This window comes from Steroidobacter sp. (assembly GCF_036406195.1).
Lineage (GTDB): Bacteria > Pseudomonadota > Gammaproteobacteria > Steroidobacterales > Steroidobacteraceae > Steroidobacter.
Genome location: NZ_DASWVW010000022.1, coordinates 32,154 through 48,306, shown reverse-complemented (window position 1 = coordinate 48,306; position 16,153 = coordinate 32,154). Strand labels below are relative to the sequence as shown.

The following is a 16,153-nucleotide window of genomic DNA, read 5'->3' as shown; positions in this document are numbered from 1 at the left end:
GCCTATCTCCGCGCCAATTCGCGCCTTTGACAATTTTCACGACACTGCTCCCCGCACTGTTGCGATGACTCGCGGGGAGGCTTCATGCAGCGCGTGTGTGACGATTACGTTTCAGCCAGATAACGGACGCAAGAAGGAACAACACGCCGCGGGCGCTGTCACTTCGGAAAGCAGCACTGCTCGAAGCCGTTGCCATGCAACTATCATCCGCGCCACCCTGCGACAGCCGCATGGGACTCGCGGCTCACCATTACTAGATTCGATGAGCAACTCAGCCCACATCATTCATTTTTACGCCAGTGACGAGGACTATGTTCAAGCGGCTGGCAGCTTTCTGCGCGAAGGCCTCGCCGCGGGCGACACCTGCGTGGCGGTGTCAACGGCTGAACATCACCGGCAGCTCGATGCTTATCTGTTGGATGCAGGATTGAATAGCGCCACGCTGGCCGCGGAATACCGCTACATCCCGCTGCAAGCCGACCACTCGCTGCAAACATTTTTCGATGCACGCGAAGGCATCGACCGCGACCGGTTTCACCGCCAATTCAACCTGCTGGTCAGCCAGGCAGCCGCGCGCGGCCAGCCGGTGCGGATTTTCGGGGAGATGGTGTCGCTACTGGCGGAGCAAGGTCATCCGACCGCGGCCATCGAGCTCGAGGAGCTGTGGAACGAGTTGAGCCGTCATCGCCACTTCACCTTGTTCTGCTTCTACAAGGTTTCGCCGTTCACGCAGAACCCGCGCTATCGCAAGCTCCTGCACAGCCTGCACAGTCACGTGTACGAAGACGCCTGAAGCAGCGGCTCGATCAGCTCCATTATTCGCTGCAGCGCGCCGCGGTTCTCCGCGACGATTGCGTAACCCTTCGCGCCCATCTCGGCACGCGCCGTCGGATCTGTATACAGCTCCAGGATGGCCGCCGCCAGTTGCGCGGCGGAATCGACTTGGCGCGCAGCGCCACGCTCCATCATCAGCTGTGCAATGTCAGGTGCGTTGAAGTTGTGAGGCCCCACGAGGATGGGCCGCTGCAAGACCGCTGGCTCCAGCAGGTTATGTCCGCCCACGGTGCTGATGAGACTGCCACCTACGAAAGCAATATCGGCGGCGGCATAGAAGGTCATCAACTCGCCGAGCGTGTCCACGAGCAACACTGTCGTTGCAGCAGTCATTGATTCGTTGCGGCTGCGTGCGGCATAGGCGATCTGTTCGGATTTCAACCAGGCATGCACGGCATCGAAGCGATTCGGGTGGCGCGGCACGAGCACGAGCAATGCATCGGGGCGCTGCTCGAGAACCAACCGATGCGCCTCGAGCAGTTGCTGCTCTTCGCCATCGTGCGTGCTGCCGGCAACCCAGACAGGACGACCCGCGAGCTGCGTCGCTCGCAACTCCTCACCGGCCTTGCGCGCCGCCTCCGGCGCTTCGATATCGAACTTCACATTTCCAGTGACCAGCACTCGGCGTGCACCGATCGAGCGATAGCGTTCCGCGTCCTGCGTCGTTTGAGCCGCGACAGTGACATTACCCGACAGCGCGTCACTGAACAGCGCCGCGAGTTTTTTATGTCGGAGCGCAGAGCGTTCCGAGATGCGCGCGCTCGCGAGCAGGATTGGGATGCGCCGGCGCTCGCATTCGCGAAACAAGTTCGGCCAGATCTCCCGCTCCATCACGATGGCCAGCGACGGTCTCACGCGATCCAGGAATCGCCGCACTGCGCCCGGCAGGTCGTAAGGCAAATAGGCATGGCGCACCGCCCCCCCGAACAGGGATTGAACTCGTTGCGCGCCGGTGGGAGTCGCCGTCGTGATCAGTAGCGAGTGCTGCGGATATTCCTTGAGGAGGGCACGCACCAGCGGTGCGGCCGCCTGAACCTCGCCGACCGACACCGCATGAATCCACAGCGGCGGCTGGGCCGAGGGCCCGCGAACGCGCGGGACCGGCTCCGACTCCGCGCCCGAGAATATCCTCGTGAACCCCAAGCGTTCGGGCAGCCGATCGCGATAGGCAGGATCGCGCACGCCCCGCAAGGCCGTGACCGCCAGGGCAATGGGCGCAAACACATACAGGAGTGCGGTGTAGACGGAACGCAGCATGTCGTGATGTTCTTCTATAAGATGGTACCTGCAACCGCTGCCATCCATGAAGTGATGACGACATCACCGCAGGCTTCCACATCCCCGCGCGTACCGCTCTACCGCTTTCTCGGACCAAGGTTCTGGCCCATCTGGCTGGGGCTGGGGCTGGTTCGAGCCGTAAATGTCCTGCCATTGCGCGTGCAGTTGGCGGTGGGTCGCACGCTCGGGCGGCTGGCGTATCGGTTCGCGAGACGCGATCGCCGCATCGCCTCGATCAACATTCGCATGTGCCTGCCCGGGCTGTCGGAACGCGAACGCGAGGATCTGGTGCGCGAGCATTTCGAGTCGCTCGGTTGCACTTTGCTGGAAACCGGGATGGTGTGGTGGGCCAAGGACGAGCGGCTGCGCAAGCTCATCCGGTTCGAAGGCGAGGAACATTTGCGAGCCGCGTTGGCCAAGGGCCGTGGCGCCCTGATGCTGAGCGCGCACTTCACCACGTTGGAAATGGGCGCCCGGGCGCTGACGCTGCTCGGCCCCACCAGCGTCATGTACCTGACGCCGAGCAACCCGCTGATCGCCGAGCTGTCGCGCCGTAACCGCGAGCGGCACACCGTGCAGGCCGTGACGAGCGAACAGATCCGCGAGCTGCTGCAGAACCTGAAGAACAATCTGCCGGTCTGGTATGCCCCCGACCAGCGCTATACCGGCAAGAACAGCGAGATGGTGCCCTTCTTCGGCGTGCCGGCCGCCTCCAACGTCGCCACCTCGCGACTGGCGAAGATCTCCGGCGCGCCGGTGTTACCCTATTTTCCCGAGCGCCGCGCCGACAATTCCGGCTACGTGATCGTCATTCATCCGCCGCTGAGAAATTTTCCGTCGGGCGATCCCGTGGCCGACACGCGGCGCTTCCATGAGCTGATCGAAGATCACACCCGGCGCAACCCGGCGCAATACTTGTGGACCTACAAGCGCTTCAAGCGCCCCGACGACGACCCGTATCGACGCTGATGAAGAAGACTCTGACGCCCTTGCTCCGGCCGCGCTATTGGCCTACGTGGCTGGCCATCGGCGCGCTGCGCGCGCTGCAGCCGCTGCCGCATGCGGTGCACGTGTTTCTGGGCCGGGCCCTGGGCGGTCTCGCCGTCCGGCTACCGCTACCGTTCGTGCGCATCGCCAGAACCAACCTTGGCATTTGCATGCCCGAGTTGCTGGAGCCGCAGCGCGAGGCGCTACTGAAGGAGCATTTCAAGAGCCTCGGGCTCGGCATTTTCGAGACCGCGACCGCCTGGTGGGGATCCAAGCGACGCATTGCCCGGCTGACTCAACTGGAAGGTCTGGAGCATTTGCGCGCAGCGCTGGAACGAGGGCGCGGGGCGATTCTGCTCAGCGCGCACTTCACGACGCTGGAGATCGGCGGCCGGGTGCTGTGCGATCGGCTGTCCGGCGAAATCAACATCATGTACCGGCCCACGAACAACGCGGTGCTGGAACGATTTCTGGCGCGTAATCGCAGCAATCGCACCAAGCGCGCCATTCCGCGCGACGACATTCGAACCCTGATCACCGCGCTCAAGGCCAATGAACCGGTGTGGTATGCGCCGGATCAGGCTTATCGCAAGAAAGGCGCGGAGATGGTGCCATTCTTTGGTATCCCTGCCGCGACCAACACGGCCACTTCGCGGCTGGCGCGGATGACCGGCGCGGCCGTGCTGCCCTACTTCCAGGAACGCATGCTGGACGGGCGCTATCGCATGGTTATCTATCCCATGCTCGAGAACTTCCCCAGCGACGATCCGGCCGCCGATGCGCGCCGCTTCAACGAATTGATCGAAGCCCAAGTGCGCCGCGTGCCCGATCAATACTTGTGGATTCACCGCCGGTTCAAAGGACTCACGGCGGACTACCCGGACTACTACAAGCGCAAACGCGCCAGCTAACGGCCCTCGATCGCCGCGACCAGCCACTGCCACTCGCGCTCGCCGAATCTCACATCGGCGCGCTGGCCTTTGATCTTTTCCAGCGACCGTCGCAGGCGCGCGATCACCGCCTGCTCCCACGAGCCACGCGGTTCAATGCGGCCGCGATCGAAGTCGAGCAAATAAACACTGCCCGGGGGCTCGCCCAGCAGGATGTTGTTGGCATTGAGATCGGCGTGATGCACGCCTTCGCGATGAAACGCGGCGATGGTGCTGCCGACCGCACGCCACCCCGCTTCCGGTAAGTCATTGCCCGTGATCACGTCAGCCAAGGTGCGGGTGCCTGGCAGCAACTCGGTGATCAAGTCGGCGCGATACGTCAGCCAGCCGCGCGCGTAATGAGCGGCGATCGGCGCCGGCACGGGCAAGCCACGGCGGCGCAACTCGGCCAGCAACCGCCATTCGGCGAACGAGCGCGTGCGCTCCTGCCCGCTCCAGAGGTAGCCGTCTTGCGACAGCTTGGCCATCAGGCCGCCGCGGCGATAATGGCGCAGTACCCAGCGAGTGTCCCCCGGTGCGAGGCCCAAAGTCCCGGCGCCAGACGAAGAACGAGCGTGGGCGCCGGGCCCCTGCGGACCCGAGCAGGCAGCGAGATTCAGTACGGCGATGGAGCCGCGGCCGCCGGCAATTTCTTCGAGCGCGCCGCGGCTGGCCCAGTAGGAACGCGAGAACAATTCCGCACGTGGCTTACTTAGTCGCGAAGCGTCGTATAGGATGCCGCCGCCGGCGGTGGCGATGAATTGCTCGTCGGTCATTCGAACAGCAATGTATAACGTCACTCACCCACCTGCCAGCGTCTGCATCCTGCGGCTTTCGGCGATCGGCGATACCTGCCACGTGTTGCCGGTGATCCGCACCTTGCAGCAGGCCTGGCCCCAGACCCATTTCACCTGGGTGATCGGCCGCCTCGAGGCGAAGCTGTTCGGTCACCTGCCGGATATCGAATTCATCGTCGTCGACAAGCGCGAGAGTACCTGGCGAGCGCGCGGCAAGCTGAAAGAGGCATTGCGCGGCCGCAGCTTCGACGTGCTCATGCACATGCAGCTGTCGCTGCGCGCCAGCCTGTTGTCGACCGCGATCCCGGCCAAAGTCCGGCTCGGCTTCGATCGCCGCCGGGCACGCGAGCTGCAATGGCTGTTCACCAACATGAGCATCGCACCGGCGGCCAGGCAACACGTGCTGGACAGCCTGTTCGGCTTCGCCGAGAAGTTCGATATCTATGAACGGCTGCTGCGCTGGGACATTCCGCTCACCGACGACGCGCTCGCGTATGCGCAGCGACTGATTCCCGAGCCCGGCAATACGTTGCTCATCAGCCCCTGTTCGAGTCATCGGCTGCGCAACTGGCGGCCGGAATACTATGCGGAGGTCGCCGACTACGCGATCTCGTCGCTGGGCATGCGGGTCATCCTGTGTGGCGGGCCGAGCGAGATCGAGCGCCGCACCGGTGAGGAAATCGTGAGCCGCATGCGGCAGAAGTGCGAGAACACCATCGGTCAGGACACACTGCTGCAGTTCCTCGCGACCTTGGAGCGCGCCACGCTGCTGATCACGCCCGACTCCGGTCCAGCCCACATGGCCACCGCGGCCGGAACGCCGGTCATCGGCTTGTATGCAGCGACCAATCCGGCGCGCAGCGGCCCTTATCTGAGCCGTCAGTGGTGCGTAGACAAGTACGACGTCGCCGCTCGCCGCCTGCTGGGACGGCCCGCCGCCGAGCTGCCCTGGACCACCAAGATCGAACGGCCCGGCGTGATGGACCTCATCACACCCGATGACGTCATAAAGAAGTTGCACGCGGTGTTGCTCAGCCTGGCACGCAACAGGAAGTGATGGTCTCCCATTGCCGGCCTGCACGCACGCTGCGAAACTGCACCCATGGTCGAACCCAGCCAGCCGGCGAAGCTGCCCGTCACGCTCCTGATCATTGCGCGCAATGAAGCGGCCGCGATCGGCCGCTGCCTGGACAGCGTGCCGTTCGCCGCCGAAAAGCTGGTTATCGATTCGGGCAGCACCGATGGCACGCAGGAAGTCTCGCAGCGGCACGGTGCCCGGGTGGTGCATCAGGATTGGCTCGGCTTCGGACCGCAGCGCAATTTCGCCAGCACCCAGGCCAGCCATGACTGGATTCTCGCGCTGGATGCCGATGAAGCGCTGTCGCCGGAGCTGGCCGCCGAAATGCAGCAGCGCCTGCCGCAGCTCATGCAGTCCGCGAATGCGGGCGCGATTCTCCGCCGCCAGACCTGGTACATGGGCGCTCCCATGCGCTGGTATCGGCCGATGGTTGGCGAGCGCATGGGCCGCCTCTATCACCGCGGCCGCGCGCGTTGGACCGACGTGCGCGTGCACGAGTCGCTGCGCTTCGACGGCCCGACGCCTACGTTCAAGCATCCGTTCATTCATTTGAACAACCCGACTCTGGTGCACAAGCAGCTCAAGACCCTGCGCTATGCCGAGCTGAAGGCGCGCGACTGGCTGGATCGCGGCAAGCCGGTGCGGATGTGGATGACGCCGTTCGTGTATCTCGCCGCCTTCATCAAGGATTATTTCCTGCGACTGGCGCTGCTCGATGGCTGGCGTGGTTATGTCGTCGCGCAGACCGCCGCAGCCTATGCGGTCTACAAGCGCATGCGCTATTACGAAATGCGGCGCAATCCGGAATCGCGCGACATGGCAGCGACTCTGCTGCACGGCTATGGACTGGACCCGTAAATCCCGGCAATGACCAAACACTATCTACTGTACGGTTCGGAGCGTTACGCGCTGGCCATCCTGCGTCCATTGCAGGAGGCGATTCGCGCGCGTGGCCACAAGACAGCATGGTTCTTCGACGGGCCCGGCGGCGACGAGCTGCGGCCCGATGAAACATTCCTGCGCACGACTCGCGAGGTGCGCCAGTTCAATCCGATCGCGGTGCTCACTTCCAGCAACGCGGTTCCGCATTTTTTTCCGGGCGTGAAGGTCGAAGTGTTTCATGGCTTCGATGCCGGCAAGCCGCGCCATATCTACATTCGTGGTTTCTTCGACCTGTACTGCACCACCGGCGCTCGGGATACGCAGGCGTTCACCGAAAAATCTCGCCAGCTGGGGCATTTCGCCGTCAAGGAAACCGGCTGGCCGAAGCTCGACCCGTTCATGCGCGAGCATGGCTCGCCGGAACCGCCGCCGGTGCGCGAACAGCCGGTGATTCTGTATCACTCGACGTTCTCGCCTTCCTGGAGCGCCGCGCCGATTCTCTACGACACCATTCGTGAGATGTCGCGCAGCGGGCGCTGGCGATGGATCGTGACGCTGCATCCCAAATCCGCCGCAGAGACGGTCGCGAAGTACAAGGCGCTCGAAGGCGAGTACCTGCGCTTCGCCACCGAGGACAACATTCTCGATCTGTTCCCGCAGGTGGACATGATGATCTCGGACACCTCCTCGGCGCTGAACGAGTTCCTTTTGACCTACAAGCCGGTGGTGACTTTCAAGAACCGCCGGCCCGGCCCGCAGCTCATCGATATCGATTCCCCGGATCTGTTGCTGCCCTCGATCGAAAAGGCGCTGGCACGGCCCCCGGAGCTGATGCGCGCCATCCGCGAGTACGCCGATTCCATTCACCCGTACCGCGACGGCCGCTCCAGCGAGCGAGTGCTCGACGCGGTCGACGAGTTCATCGCCGCCGGTGCCCGCAATCCCAAGCCGAAACCCGCCAACTGGTGGCGTAAACTCAAGATCCGCAAGCGCCTGGGTTATTGGGGGAGTGTTTAATGGCTCGGGATCGGGCATCCTGCCACGACCCTCGCGCGAAACGGCAAGAGACGCGACTTTTGCCGGCCGACGTTCATTCTTGAGTCACCATGAGCACCGAAATCAAAGTCCCCATCTCGCCGGGCGAGTTGATCGACAAGATCACCATCCTGGAAATCAAGGCCGCCAACATCAGCGATGTCGCCAAGCTGGCCAACGTGAAAGTCGAGCTGCAGCTGCTGCAGGACACGTGGCGCACCTCGGGCTACGCCAACGTCGACATCGACGCGGAATGGAAACAACTGCGCGACATCAACAAGAAACTCTGGGACATCGAGGACGACATCCGCGACAAGGAGCGCGAGCGCAAGTTCGACCAGGAGTTCATCGAGCTGGCCCGGGCCGTGTACATCACCAACGATGAGCGGGCGGCGGTGAAGAAGCAGATCAATACCAAGCTTGGCTCGAAGATTGTTGAAGAGAAGAGTTACGCGAAATATTGATCATCCGTCGCTGCGAGCGATCCAAGAGGTCCAATCAGTCGCGTCCGATATTTCCGACCATGCGCCTGCTGCTCATCGAAGACCACCGTGACATCGCCGCCAACATCGCCGAGTTCTTCGAGGCGCATGGCGACACCGTCGAGCACGTGCTGGATGGCGAGCGCGGGCTGCAGCTCGCGCTGAGCCAGCAATTCGACGCCATCGTGCTGGACCTGATGCTGCCCGGGCTCGACGGACTGTCGCTGTGCCGGCAGCTGCGCCAGGCGGGCCACACCCGTGTGCCGGTGCTGATGTTGACGGCGAAAGATCTGCTCGCCGACAAGATCGAAGGCTTCGAAGCCGGCGCCGACGATTACCTGGTGAAGCCCTTCTCGCTTGCCGAGCTCGACGTGCGCCTGAGAGCTCTGCTTCGCCGCGCCAACGTCCCGCCGGCGCAACGGCTGCTCACCGTCGGCGATCTCACATTCGATCTCGACACGCTGGAAGCCGAGCGCGGCGGCGAGCGCATCAAGCTCAACCCGACCACGCGCCGTCTGCTGATCGTCTTGTTACAAAACTCGCACCGCGTGGTGACTCGCCAGGAGCTGGAACGCGAGCTATGGGGCGACCAGCCGCCGCAAGGGGATTTCCTGCGCGCCCACATGCACGCGCTGCGCACGGCGATCGACAAGAACTTCGCGACCAAGCTGCTACACACCGTCCATGGCACCGGTTATCGACTTTCGGCGGAACCGCCTCGTTCTTAAAGCGAGCGGGTGGTACGCGCACCTCAGCCTGCGCGCGCGCATCGCTGGCACGATGATCGCGCTGCTGGCGATGGCCGGCCTGATCCTGAGCGCCTGGGCTTATCTCGCCGACGAACGTCTGAAACATAACATCACGCTCGACCTGCTCTCCGAAGAGCTCACCCACTTCGAACAGCGCCTGCATGCGGATCGCGGCGCCGAGCCGCTACGCTCGGCGCGCCTGAGCATTTACCGATCCAGCGATCTTTCCGAGCTGCCGCGACACATCGCCATGCTCAAGCCCGGCGAGATGCACCGGGTGCGATCGGGCGGGCGGCTGCTGGACGTGCTGGTGCGCGATGGCAATTTCGGCCGGTTGTATATCACCTACGACGTGACCACCTATGCCACGCAGGAAAGGATCGCCCTGCTCGTGCTCGGCCTCGGCGTGGTGGGCGTCGTGATCATCGCCGGCCTCGCGGCCACTGCGATTTCGCGCCGGCTGGTCGAGCCCATCACGGCGCTTGCCGATCAGCTCACGCGGATCGATCCGGGCCAGCGTCATGTGCGCATCGGCTCGCACTTCGCTGGCAACGAGCTCGAGCCTATCGCGCGCTCGGTCGATACGTTCATGGAACGGCTGGATGGCTTCGTCGAGCGCGAGCAATCGTTCACCGCCACCGCCAGCCATGAATTGCGCACGCCGCTCGCAGTAATGCGTGGAGCGGTAGAGCTCCTCGAAACGCAGACTGCGGGTCAACCGGCCGCCGCGAAGGCGCTGGCTCGCATCCAACGTGCGGTCCGTGAAATGAGTGAATTCACCGACGCACTCCTGGCCTTGTCCCGCGAACCTCAGCGTGCGACGCCCGCCGAAACCGCTTGCGACGTGTATGCGGTGCTGACCCGGGTGGTCGAGGACCAGCGCAGCGTTGCACCAGAAAAGAACATCGTGATGGATCTACACGGCGGCCCGTTGCGAGTCGCGGCTCCGGAAAGCATGGTCGCCATGACACTCGGCAATCTGGTGCGCAATGCTGTTCAGCACGGCGCGGGCCCCGAGATTCTGTGCCGCTCCGAAGGCCGTCAATTGGTAGTCAGCAATGGCGGTGCGCTGCCTGCTGGCCTGGTGCAGTCGGGCAACCCGCCTGGCGCCGGGCAATCCGGCACCGGACAACTGGAAAACATCCCTCCCCGCTTCACCTCGCACCCCGGCGGCCACGGCATGGGGCTGTATCTGGTGCGACGGATCTGCGAACGCTACGGCTGGGCCATTCGCCTGGAAAACGCCGGCGGCGGTGTGACGGCAACCGTGAGCTTCTGAGCGGCGGGCTCGTCTCGTCCTCCGCGACCCGCCCCCGCCTGGTGCGACCGGCCGGGAGCGACCCGGGTGTGGTAGCATGCCGCCCCCCAAAATACCGGCTCAAAGATCCACTTACGAACCAGCTCCACGGAGTTCGTCGATGTCGACCGCAGTAAAACTGAACGTGCCCCCGCAGGGGCAGAAAATCACCATCCAGAACGGCAAGCTGAGCGTTCCCGACCAGCCCATCGTGCCCTTCATCGAAGGCGACGGCACCGGCCCGGACATCTGGCGCGCCTCGGTGCGCGTGCTCGATGCAGCCGTGCAGAAGGCTTATGGCGGCAAGAGAAAGATCCACTGGATGGAGGTGTACGCGGGTCAGAAGTCCAACGATCTGTTCAACACCTGGCTGCCGGATGAAACCGTGCAGGCCTGCCGCGACTACCTGGTGTCCATCAAGGGCCCGCTCACCACGCCGATCGGCGGCGGCATCCGTTCGTTGAACGTCGCGCTTCGCCAGATGCTGGATCTGTACGTCTGCTTGCGCCCGGTGCGTTACTTCAAGGGCGTGCCTTCGCCCGTGCGCACCCCGGATCGCGTCGACATGACGATCTTCCGCGAGAACACCGAAGACATCTACGTCGGCATCGAATTCGAAGCCGGCACGCCGGATAACAAGAAGTTCCTGGAATCGTTCAAGGCCGCGTTCCCCAAGCAGTACGCGAAGATCCGCTTCCCCGAGACTTCGGGCATCGGCATCAAGCCGGTGTCGCAGGAAGGCACTGAGCGTCTGTTCCGCGCGGCCGTCGAGTACGCCATCGTCAACAAGCGCAAGAGCGTGACGATCGTGCACAAGGGCAACATCATGAAGTTCACGGAAGGCGCGTTCCGTAACTGGGCCTATGCGCTGGCCGAGAAGGAATTCGCCGATAAGGTGTACACCTGGGATCAATGGGAGCGCACCAAGGCCGCCAAGGGCGAGAAGGTCGCCAACGAAGAACAGGATGCGGCCAAGAAGTCCGGCAAGATCATCATCAAGGACGCGATCGCCGACATCACGCTGCAGCAGGTGCTGACGCGCCCCGAAGAGTTCGACGTGATCGCCACCATGAACTTGAACGGCGACTACCTGTCGGATGCGCTCGCTGCCCAGGTTGGCGGCATCGGCATCGCGCCGGGCGGCAACGTCAACTACGTGACCGGCCATGCGGTATTCGAAGCGACGCACGGCACGGCACCCAAGTACGCCAACCTGGACAAGGTGAATCCGGGCTCGGTGATTCTCTCGGGCGAAATGATGTTGCGTTACATGGGTTGGGTGGAGGCGGCTGACGCCATCATCGCGGCCATGGACAAGACGATCGGCCAGAAGACGGTCACTTACGACTTTGCGCGCTTGATGGAAGGTGCGAAGGAAGTGAAGTGCTCGGAATTTGGCGATGCGTTGATCCGGAATCTGTAAGGGGGCGCGGGTTCTCCCCTGGCGGGGGAACCGCTCTTTGCTGGATTTTCAAATGGGTTTTCCCCCTTCGGGGAAAACCCAGCCCCTAAGGGGCAAGCGCTTTTCTAATTCACTGTATTCTCTATCTGGATTCCGCACAGAGCGAAGTATTTCGCCGGGACGGCGCTCTCCTACGGGGAACGGCTCATTGTTCGACCAGGCGCGCCCTGGGACGTGGCAGAGGGTGAGCCAGCCGGGGCCCCCGGTTGCGCGGCTGTCGCGCCTGCATTGGGGCGCGGTAATATCTAAGACATCTTCACGGGATCTCGCGGATCCCGGGGCCATGGAATCAACTGAATGTCAGCCTCAGCAGCCACCGTTCTTTCTCGCGACGCGCTGGTCGACACATGCGCCGGCGCCCTCGTGCAATCGTTCGCCGATTACAACGCCGAATTTCGCGCGATCACACGCCGCGCGCCGCAGCGCTTCGAAGAGCGCGACTGGCGAGGCAGCCTGAAGGACGCGGTCGAGCGCATCGAGCTTTACGACAAGTGCGTCAATCGCGCCGTGCATCAGATGCAGGCACGGCTGGGTGAGGATGTGACGGAGCGGGCCCTGTGGAGCAGCATCAAGCGCCGCTTCACCGAATTGATCGCCGCGTTGCCCGATCTCGAATTCGACAAGACGTTCTTCAACTCAGTGACACGCCGCACGTTCGGCACCATCGGCGTCGACCCGGCCGTGGAATTCGTCGCGCTGGATCTCGATCCCATCGCTACTGTCACCTCGCCGATCGATACCAACGTTTACGTGAACCGCGGCTCGCTCGAGCTGCTGTTCGAAGAAGTGCTGGCGGACTTTCGGTTCCGCACGCCATACGTGGACTTCGACCGCAGCGTGCGAACCATCACCAATGAAGTGCGCGCGCAGTGCGAGGCGGACGCCGACGCATCCAAGCCGCCACTGCAAGTCGATCAGATCGAAATCATCCGCACCGTGTTCTATCAGATGACGCGCGCCTATCTGGTCGGCCGCATCTCGGGGCCGGGCTGGCGCCTGCCCTTCGTGCTGGCCCTGCAGAACACCGAAAGCGGCGTGCGCATCGATGCGGTGATGATGGACGAGAGCACCGTCAGCATCCTGTTCAGCTTCACGCGCTCGTATTTCCATGCCGACCTGGCGCACGTCGGCCAGGCCATCGTGTTCCTGAAGAGCATCCTGCCGCGCAAGCCGGTCAGCGAGCTGTACACCGTGCTCGGCCGCGCCAAGCAGGGCAAGACCGAACGCTATCGCGAGCTCTTCAAACATTTGCAGAAGAGCGACGATCAATTCGTGCACGCACCGGGCGACCGGGGCCTGGTGATGATCTGCTTCACGCTGCCCTCCTTCGACGTGGTGTTCAAGATCATTCGCGACCGCTTCGCGTACCCGAAGAACATCCTGCGCGAGGAGGTGCAGAAGAAATATGAAATGGTCTTCAAGCACGACCGCGCCGGCCGGCTGGTCGACGCGCAGGAATTCAAGCGCCTGAAGTTCCCGGCCTCGCGCTTCGCCAAGGAACTGGTGGACGAGCTGAGGGACGAGGCCGCCAACACCGTCCATTTCGAGGACGGCGACGTGATCATGGATCACGTCTACATCGAGCGCCGCATGACGCCGCTCAACCTGTACATCCGCAACGCCTCGCGCGAAGACGCCGAAAGTGCCGTGCTCGACTACGGCCAGTGCATTCGCGACCTGGCGGTCACCAATATCTTCGCCGGCGATCTGCTGCTGAAGAACTTTGGCGTCACGCGCCACGGACGCGTGATCTTCTACGACTATGACGAGCTTTGCGCCGTCACCGACTGCCGCTTCCGCGACGTGCCTCAGTCACAGTTCGACGAAGACGACTTGCGCGCCGAAGCGTGGTTCCACGTCAACGACAATGACGTGTTCCCCGAAACGTTCATGCAGTTCCTCGGCTTCGATCCGCAGCTCAAGGAAGTATTCATGAAGGTGCATGGCGAGATCATGACCGCCGACTGGTGGCGCGGCATTCAACAGCGCCTGCTGGAAGGGGAAGTGCTGGAAGTGCTGCCGTACCACCGGCATCGCGTGCGGGTGTTCAGCAGCCTGTAACCTTGCGTCGAGTCGACGCAGCCGGGCGAGGCACGCTCGCCCGGCATGTGCTCCAGTCGCGGGCCGCTAGAACATATATCTGAAAATCAACCGCGTCTGCGTGCCGTGGGCCTTCTGCTCGACCTCGTTCACGGACGAGAAAAAGTCGGCGCTCGTGGTCGACTTGCCTTCCACATCCTGGAACGTGTAACTGACCTCGCCGCCCACGGAGAAATGTCCGCCGAACAGGTACTCGAACCCGACGGTAGGACCGATGCGGTACCCGTCCTGCGAGCTCTCGGTGCGAATCTCGCTGCCGAACAGAGTTTGCACCGTCGTGCTTTCAGTATCGATGTAGGCCAGGCGCGCGCCATAGTAGATGTGGGCGGCGTCAGTGACCTGCTTCAGGCCGAAGACGCCGATGCCGAGCTCGACGGTGTCGCTATCCTGACTGACGAGATCTCCGTCTTCCGACAGCTCGATATCGCTCGATATGTAGCGGATGCTCGGCTCGATCCGGAACGTTTTGGAAACATTGATGGGAACGTACAGAATCCCGTCATCCGACCGGGCCGTGATGCCGACGCCAAAATCCGCGGCCAGCACGCTGCCCGAGCACAGCGCCAGCCCAGCCGCTACAAACAAACTCCGCATTGGAACTCCTTGTCTTCCTTCCCCATGAAAGGCCGGGCGCAAGTTTCGGGCATCGCCCGGCGTCGGGCTGTGCACGCGTCACAATTCGTCGAGTTTTGCCGGTTTCGTGCATGAGATATGCAATCCGGGCAACTCCTGGCAGGCGGACTGGCGTGAGCACCTGCCGGTTGCCTAAGATCGTTCGCTTTGCGGTCTCATTGACAGGAATCAAGACATGCAGCGATCGCTTCTCGCCCGTTCCTCCCTCACCCTGACCGTCGCAGTCGCCAGCGCCATGGCACTGCTTGGCCCGGCATACAGCTCGGCCCAGGTTGCAGCGCCTGCCGGCAAAGCCGTCTACATTCATGCAGGCACGCTGCTCGACCGTCCAGATGCCTCCCCGCGCGGTGCGTCGACGCTAATCGTGCGCGACGGAAAAATAGAAGCGATCCGGGATGGTCACATTGCGCCGGAAGGAGATGCGCGGCTGGTCGATCTGAGCAAACAGTTCGTGCTGCCCGGCCTGATCGACATGCACGTTCACATCTTCAACGACGATAACAAGCTGCGCGCCCGCATCGAACAGAACAATCGCGACGTTGAAGACAACATGATCATTGGCATCGACAACGCCCGCCGCACGCTCGAAGCGGGCTTTACGACGCTGCGGGATCTCGGCTCCGATATCCACAGCGTCTCGGCGCTGCGTGACGGCATCAACAATGGCTTGATCGCTGGCCCGACGCTGTACGTCGCGGGACGAATGATCTCGATTACCAGCGGCCACGGCGACTCGTCCAACAACACCAATCGCAACTACGCCGACATGATGCACGCTCACACCGACAATACCTGCAACGGCGCCGACGACTGCCGCCGAGCCGTTCGCGCGCAGATCTCGCAAGGCGCCGACGTCATCAAGTTTGCCGCGACTGGCGGTGTGAACAGCAACATCGCCGGCGGCCTGAATCAGCAGATGTTCGCTGACGAAATGAAGGCCATCGTGGACACCGCGCATATGTTCGGCCGCAAGGTCGCGGCCCACTCGCATGGCAATAACGGCATCAAGGCGGCGCTCGAGGCGGGGGTTGACTCGATCGAGCACGGCACCTACACAGACGCTGCCACGAACGCACTGTTCAAGAAGCACGGCGCCTACTTCGTCCCGACCATGGTCGCTCCGCACGCGGCGCTGGCGCAGGCAGAGGCAGGCGCTCGCAATCCGAACACCCTGCTCAAAGCCCGGGAAGCCGTAGCCAGCCACGCGAAGAACACTGCCAGCGCCATCAAGGACGGCGTGAAGATCGCGTTCGGCACCGATTCAGGTGTCGGCGATCACGCCATCAACGCCAAAGAGTTCGCGCTACTGGTGCAGGCTGGAATGACGCCCGCTGCCGCCATTCGCTCGGCGACACTCGATGCCGCCACGCTGCTGGGCCAGGAGGCGCGCATCGGGTCGCTTGTACCGGGCAAGGACGCCGACATCATCGCCGTGAGCGGCAGCCCGCTCGAAGATGTCACGCGCCTGGAGAACGTCAACTTCGTGATGCGCCGTGGTGTCGTGCACAAGCTCGACGGCAAGCGCCAGGCGTTCCCGGAACAGCTCTGAAGCACAATTGGACGGGCGGGCCGCACCCGCCCGTCGCACCCTGCTGTCGCCGGGCGAATTC

The 16,153-nt window shown here is 63.1% G+C and carries 15 protein-coding genes; 12 read left to right on the top strand and 3 right to left on the bottom strand.

Features of this window, described 5'->3' with window-relative positions; genetic code table 11:
- Positions 1 to 262: 262 nt before the first annotated feature.
- Entirely contained in the window at positions 263 to 793 is a 531-nt protein-coding gene (locus VGE08_RS10410; protein WP_331067810.1) for an MEDS domain-containing protein, read from the top strand.
- Here VGE08_RS10410 and waaA read toward each other — a convergent pair.
- Positions 772 to 2,091 carry a lipid IV(A) 3-deoxy-D-manno-octulosonic acid transferase gene (waaA, locus tag VGE08_RS10405; RefSeq protein ID WP_331067809.1) on the bottom strand — a complete coding sequence of 440 codons (1,320 nt, stop codon included), beginning with the start codon at positions 2,089 to 2,091 and terminating at the stop codon, positions 772 to 774. The two genes, VGE08_RS10410 and waaA, sit on opposite strands and share 22 nt — an antisense overlap.
- A gap of 6 nt (positions 2,092 to 2,097) precedes the next feature.
- On the opposite strand from waaA, the gene VGE08_RS10400 reads away from it, so the two are divergent.
- Both VGE08_RS10400 and lpxL read left to right on the top strand, forming a co-directional pair.
- Positions 2,098 to 3,081, top strand: coding sequence for a hypothetical protein (locus VGE08_RS10400; protein WP_331067808.1), 984 nt, complete (start codon positions 2,098 to 2,100; stop codon positions 3,079 to 3,081).
- The gene (gene lpxL / locus VGE08_RS10395; protein WP_331067807.1) at positions 3,081 to 4,010 is read left to right on the top strand and encodes an LpxL/LpxP family Kdo(2)-lipid IV(A) lauroyl/palmitoleoyl acyltransferase; all 930 of its coding nucleotides are present in this window, start codon (positions 3,081 to 3,083) and stop codon (positions 4,008 to 4,010) included. The genes VGE08_RS10400 and lpxL overlap by 1 nt, the downstream gene beginning before the upstream one ends.
- Here the strand turns inward: lpxL and VGE08_RS10390 are convergent.
- Positions 4,007 to 4,804 (bottom strand): 3-deoxy-D-manno-octulosonic acid kinase, encoded by a 798-nt coding sequence (locus VGE08_RS10390; RefSeq protein WP_331067806.1) that lies wholly within the window; start codon positions 4,802 to 4,804, stop codon positions 4,007 to 4,009. The two genes, lpxL and VGE08_RS10390, sit on opposite strands and share 4 nt — an antisense overlap.
- Before the next feature lie 10 nt (positions 4,805 to 4,814).
- Between VGE08_RS10390 and VGE08_RS10385 the strand changes: the two genes are divergently transcribed.
- From VGE08_RS10385 to aceK, 8 genes are all read left to right on the top strand, one after another.
- A complete protein-coding gene (locus VGE08_RS10385; RefSeq protein ID WP_331067805.1) occupies positions 4,815 to 5,882 on the top strand; it encodes a glycosyltransferase family 9 protein in 1,068 nt (355 codons plus the stop codon).
- 45 nt (positions 5,883 to 5,927) lie between these two features.
- Positions 5,928 to 6,761, top strand: a complete 834-nt coding sequence (locus VGE08_RS10380; RefSeq protein ID WP_331067804.1) for a glycosyltransferase family 2 protein — start codon at positions 5,928 to 5,930, stop codon at positions 6,759 to 6,761.
- A gap of 9 nt (positions 6,762 to 6,770) precedes the next feature.
- Complete coding sequence (locus VGE08_RS10375) at positions 6,771 to 7,802, top strand: CDP-glycerol glycerophosphotransferase family protein (RefSeq protein ID WP_331067803.1); 1,032 nt, start codon at positions 6,771 to 6,773, stop codon at positions 7,800 to 7,802.
- Positions 7,803 to 7,891: 89 nt separating this feature from the next.
- Positions 7,892 to 8,284: a DUF6165 family protein gene (locus tag VGE08_RS10370; RefSeq protein WP_331067802.1), complete on the top strand. Its 393-nt coding sequence runs from the start codon at positions 7,892 to 7,894 to the stop codon at positions 8,282 to 8,284.
- A gap of 59 nt (positions 8,285 to 8,343) precedes the next feature.
- Complete coding sequence (locus tag VGE08_RS10365) at positions 8,344 to 9,030, top strand: response regulator transcription factor (RefSeq protein WP_331067801.1); 687 nt, start codon at positions 8,344 to 8,346, stop codon at positions 9,028 to 9,030.
- A gap of 52 nt (positions 9,031 to 9,082) precedes the next feature.
- Complete coding sequence (locus VGE08_RS10360) at positions 9,083 to 10,330, top strand: HAMP domain-containing sensor histidine kinase (protein WP_331067800.1); 1,248 nt, start codon at positions 9,083 to 9,085, stop codon at positions 10,328 to 10,330.
- 139 nt (positions 10,331 to 10,469) lie between these two features.
- A complete protein-coding gene (gene icd / locus VGE08_RS10355; RefSeq protein ID WP_331067799.1) occupies positions 10,470 to 11,771 on the top strand; it encodes an NADP-dependent isocitrate dehydrogenase in 1,302 nt (433 codons plus the stop codon).
- A gap of 336 nt (positions 11,772 to 12,107) precedes the next feature.
- A complete protein-coding gene (aceK, locus tag VGE08_RS10350; protein WP_331067798.1) occupies positions 12,108 to 13,871 on the top strand; it encodes a bifunctional isocitrate dehydrogenase kinase/phosphatase in 1,764 nt (587 codons plus the stop codon).
- A 66-nt stretch (positions 13,872 to 13,937) separates the two neighbouring features.
- Here the strand turns inward: aceK and VGE08_RS10345 are convergent, their stop codons facing one another.
- Positions 13,938 to 14,504, bottom strand: coding sequence for a hypothetical protein (locus tag VGE08_RS10345; protein WP_331067797.1), 567 nt, complete (start codon positions 14,502 to 14,504; stop codon positions 13,938 to 13,940).
- A gap of 214 nt (positions 14,505 to 14,718) precedes the next feature.
- Here VGE08_RS10345 and VGE08_RS10340 point away from each other — a divergent pair, with 214 nt between their 5' ends.
- Positions 14,719 to 16,092: an amidohydrolase family protein gene (locus VGE08_RS10340; protein ID WP_331067796.1), complete on the top strand. Its 1,374-nt coding sequence runs from the start codon at positions 14,719 to 14,721 to the stop codon at positions 16,090 to 16,092.
- Positions 16,093 to 16,153: the final 61 nt, after the last annotated feature.

What these genes read in the sequence shown, in the direction of transcription:
- VGE08_RS10375 (WP_331067803.1), top strand. Translation starts at nt 6,771, where the DNA reads ATGACCAAACACTATCTACTGTACGGTTCGGAGCGTTACGCGCTGGCC.
- icd (WP_331067799.1), top strand. Translation starts at nt 10,470, where the DNA reads ATGTCGACCGCAGTAAAACTGAACGTGCCCCCGCAGGGGCAGAAAATC.
- VGE08_RS10340 (WP_331067796.1), top strand. Translation starts at nt 14,719, where the DNA reads ATGCAGCGATCGCTTCTCGCCCGTTCCTCCCTCACCCTGACCGTCGCA.
- VGE08_RS10390 (WP_331067806.1), bottom strand. Translation starts at nt 4,804, where the DNA reads ATGACCGACGAGCAATTCATCGCCACCGCCGGCGGCGGCATCCTATAC.
- VGE08_RS10380 (WP_331067804.1), top strand. Translation starts at nt 5,928, where the DNA reads ATGGTCGAACCCAGCCAGCCGGCGAAGCTGCCCGTCACGCTCCTGATC.
- lpxL (WP_331067807.1), top strand. Translation starts at nt 3,081, where the DNA reads ATGAAGAAGACTCTGACGCCCTTGCTCCGGCCGCGCTATTGGCCTACG.
- aceK (WP_331067798.1), top strand. Translation starts at nt 12,108, where the DNA reads ATGTCAGCCTCAGCAGCCACCGTTCTTTCTCGCGACGCGCTGGTCGAC.
- VGE08_RS10410 (WP_331067810.1), top strand. Translation starts at nt 263, where the DNA reads ATGAGCAACTCAGCCCACATCATTCATTTTTACGCCAGTGACGAGGAC.
- VGE08_RS10385 (WP_331067805.1), top strand. Translation starts at nt 4,815, where the DNA reads ATGTATAACGTCACTCACCCACCTGCCAGCGTCTGCATCCTGCGGCTT.
- VGE08_RS10365 (WP_331067801.1), top strand. Translation starts at nt 8,344, where the DNA reads ATGCGCCTGCTGCTCATCGAAGACCACCGTGACATCGCCGCCAACATC.
- VGE08_RS10370 (WP_331067802.1), top strand. Translation starts at nt 7,892, where the DNA reads ATGAGCACCGAAATCAAAGTCCCCATCTCGCCGGGCGAGTTGATCGAC.
- VGE08_RS10345 (WP_331067797.1), bottom strand. Translation starts at nt 14,504, where the DNA reads ATGCGGAGTTTGTTTGTAGCGGCTGGGCTGGCGCTGTGCTCGGGCAGC.
- waaA (WP_331067809.1), bottom strand. Translation starts at nt 2,091, where the DNA reads ATGCTGCGTTCCGTCTACACCGCACTCCTGTATGTGTTTGCGCCCATT.
- VGE08_RS10400 (WP_331067808.1), top strand. Translation starts at nt 2,098, where the DNA reads ATGTTCTTCTATAAGATGGTACCTGCAACCGCTGCCATCCATGAAGTG.
- VGE08_RS10360 (WP_331067800.1), top strand. Translation starts at nt 9,083, where the DNA reads ATGATCGCGCTGCTGGCGATGGCCGGCCTGATCCTGAGCGCCTGGGCT.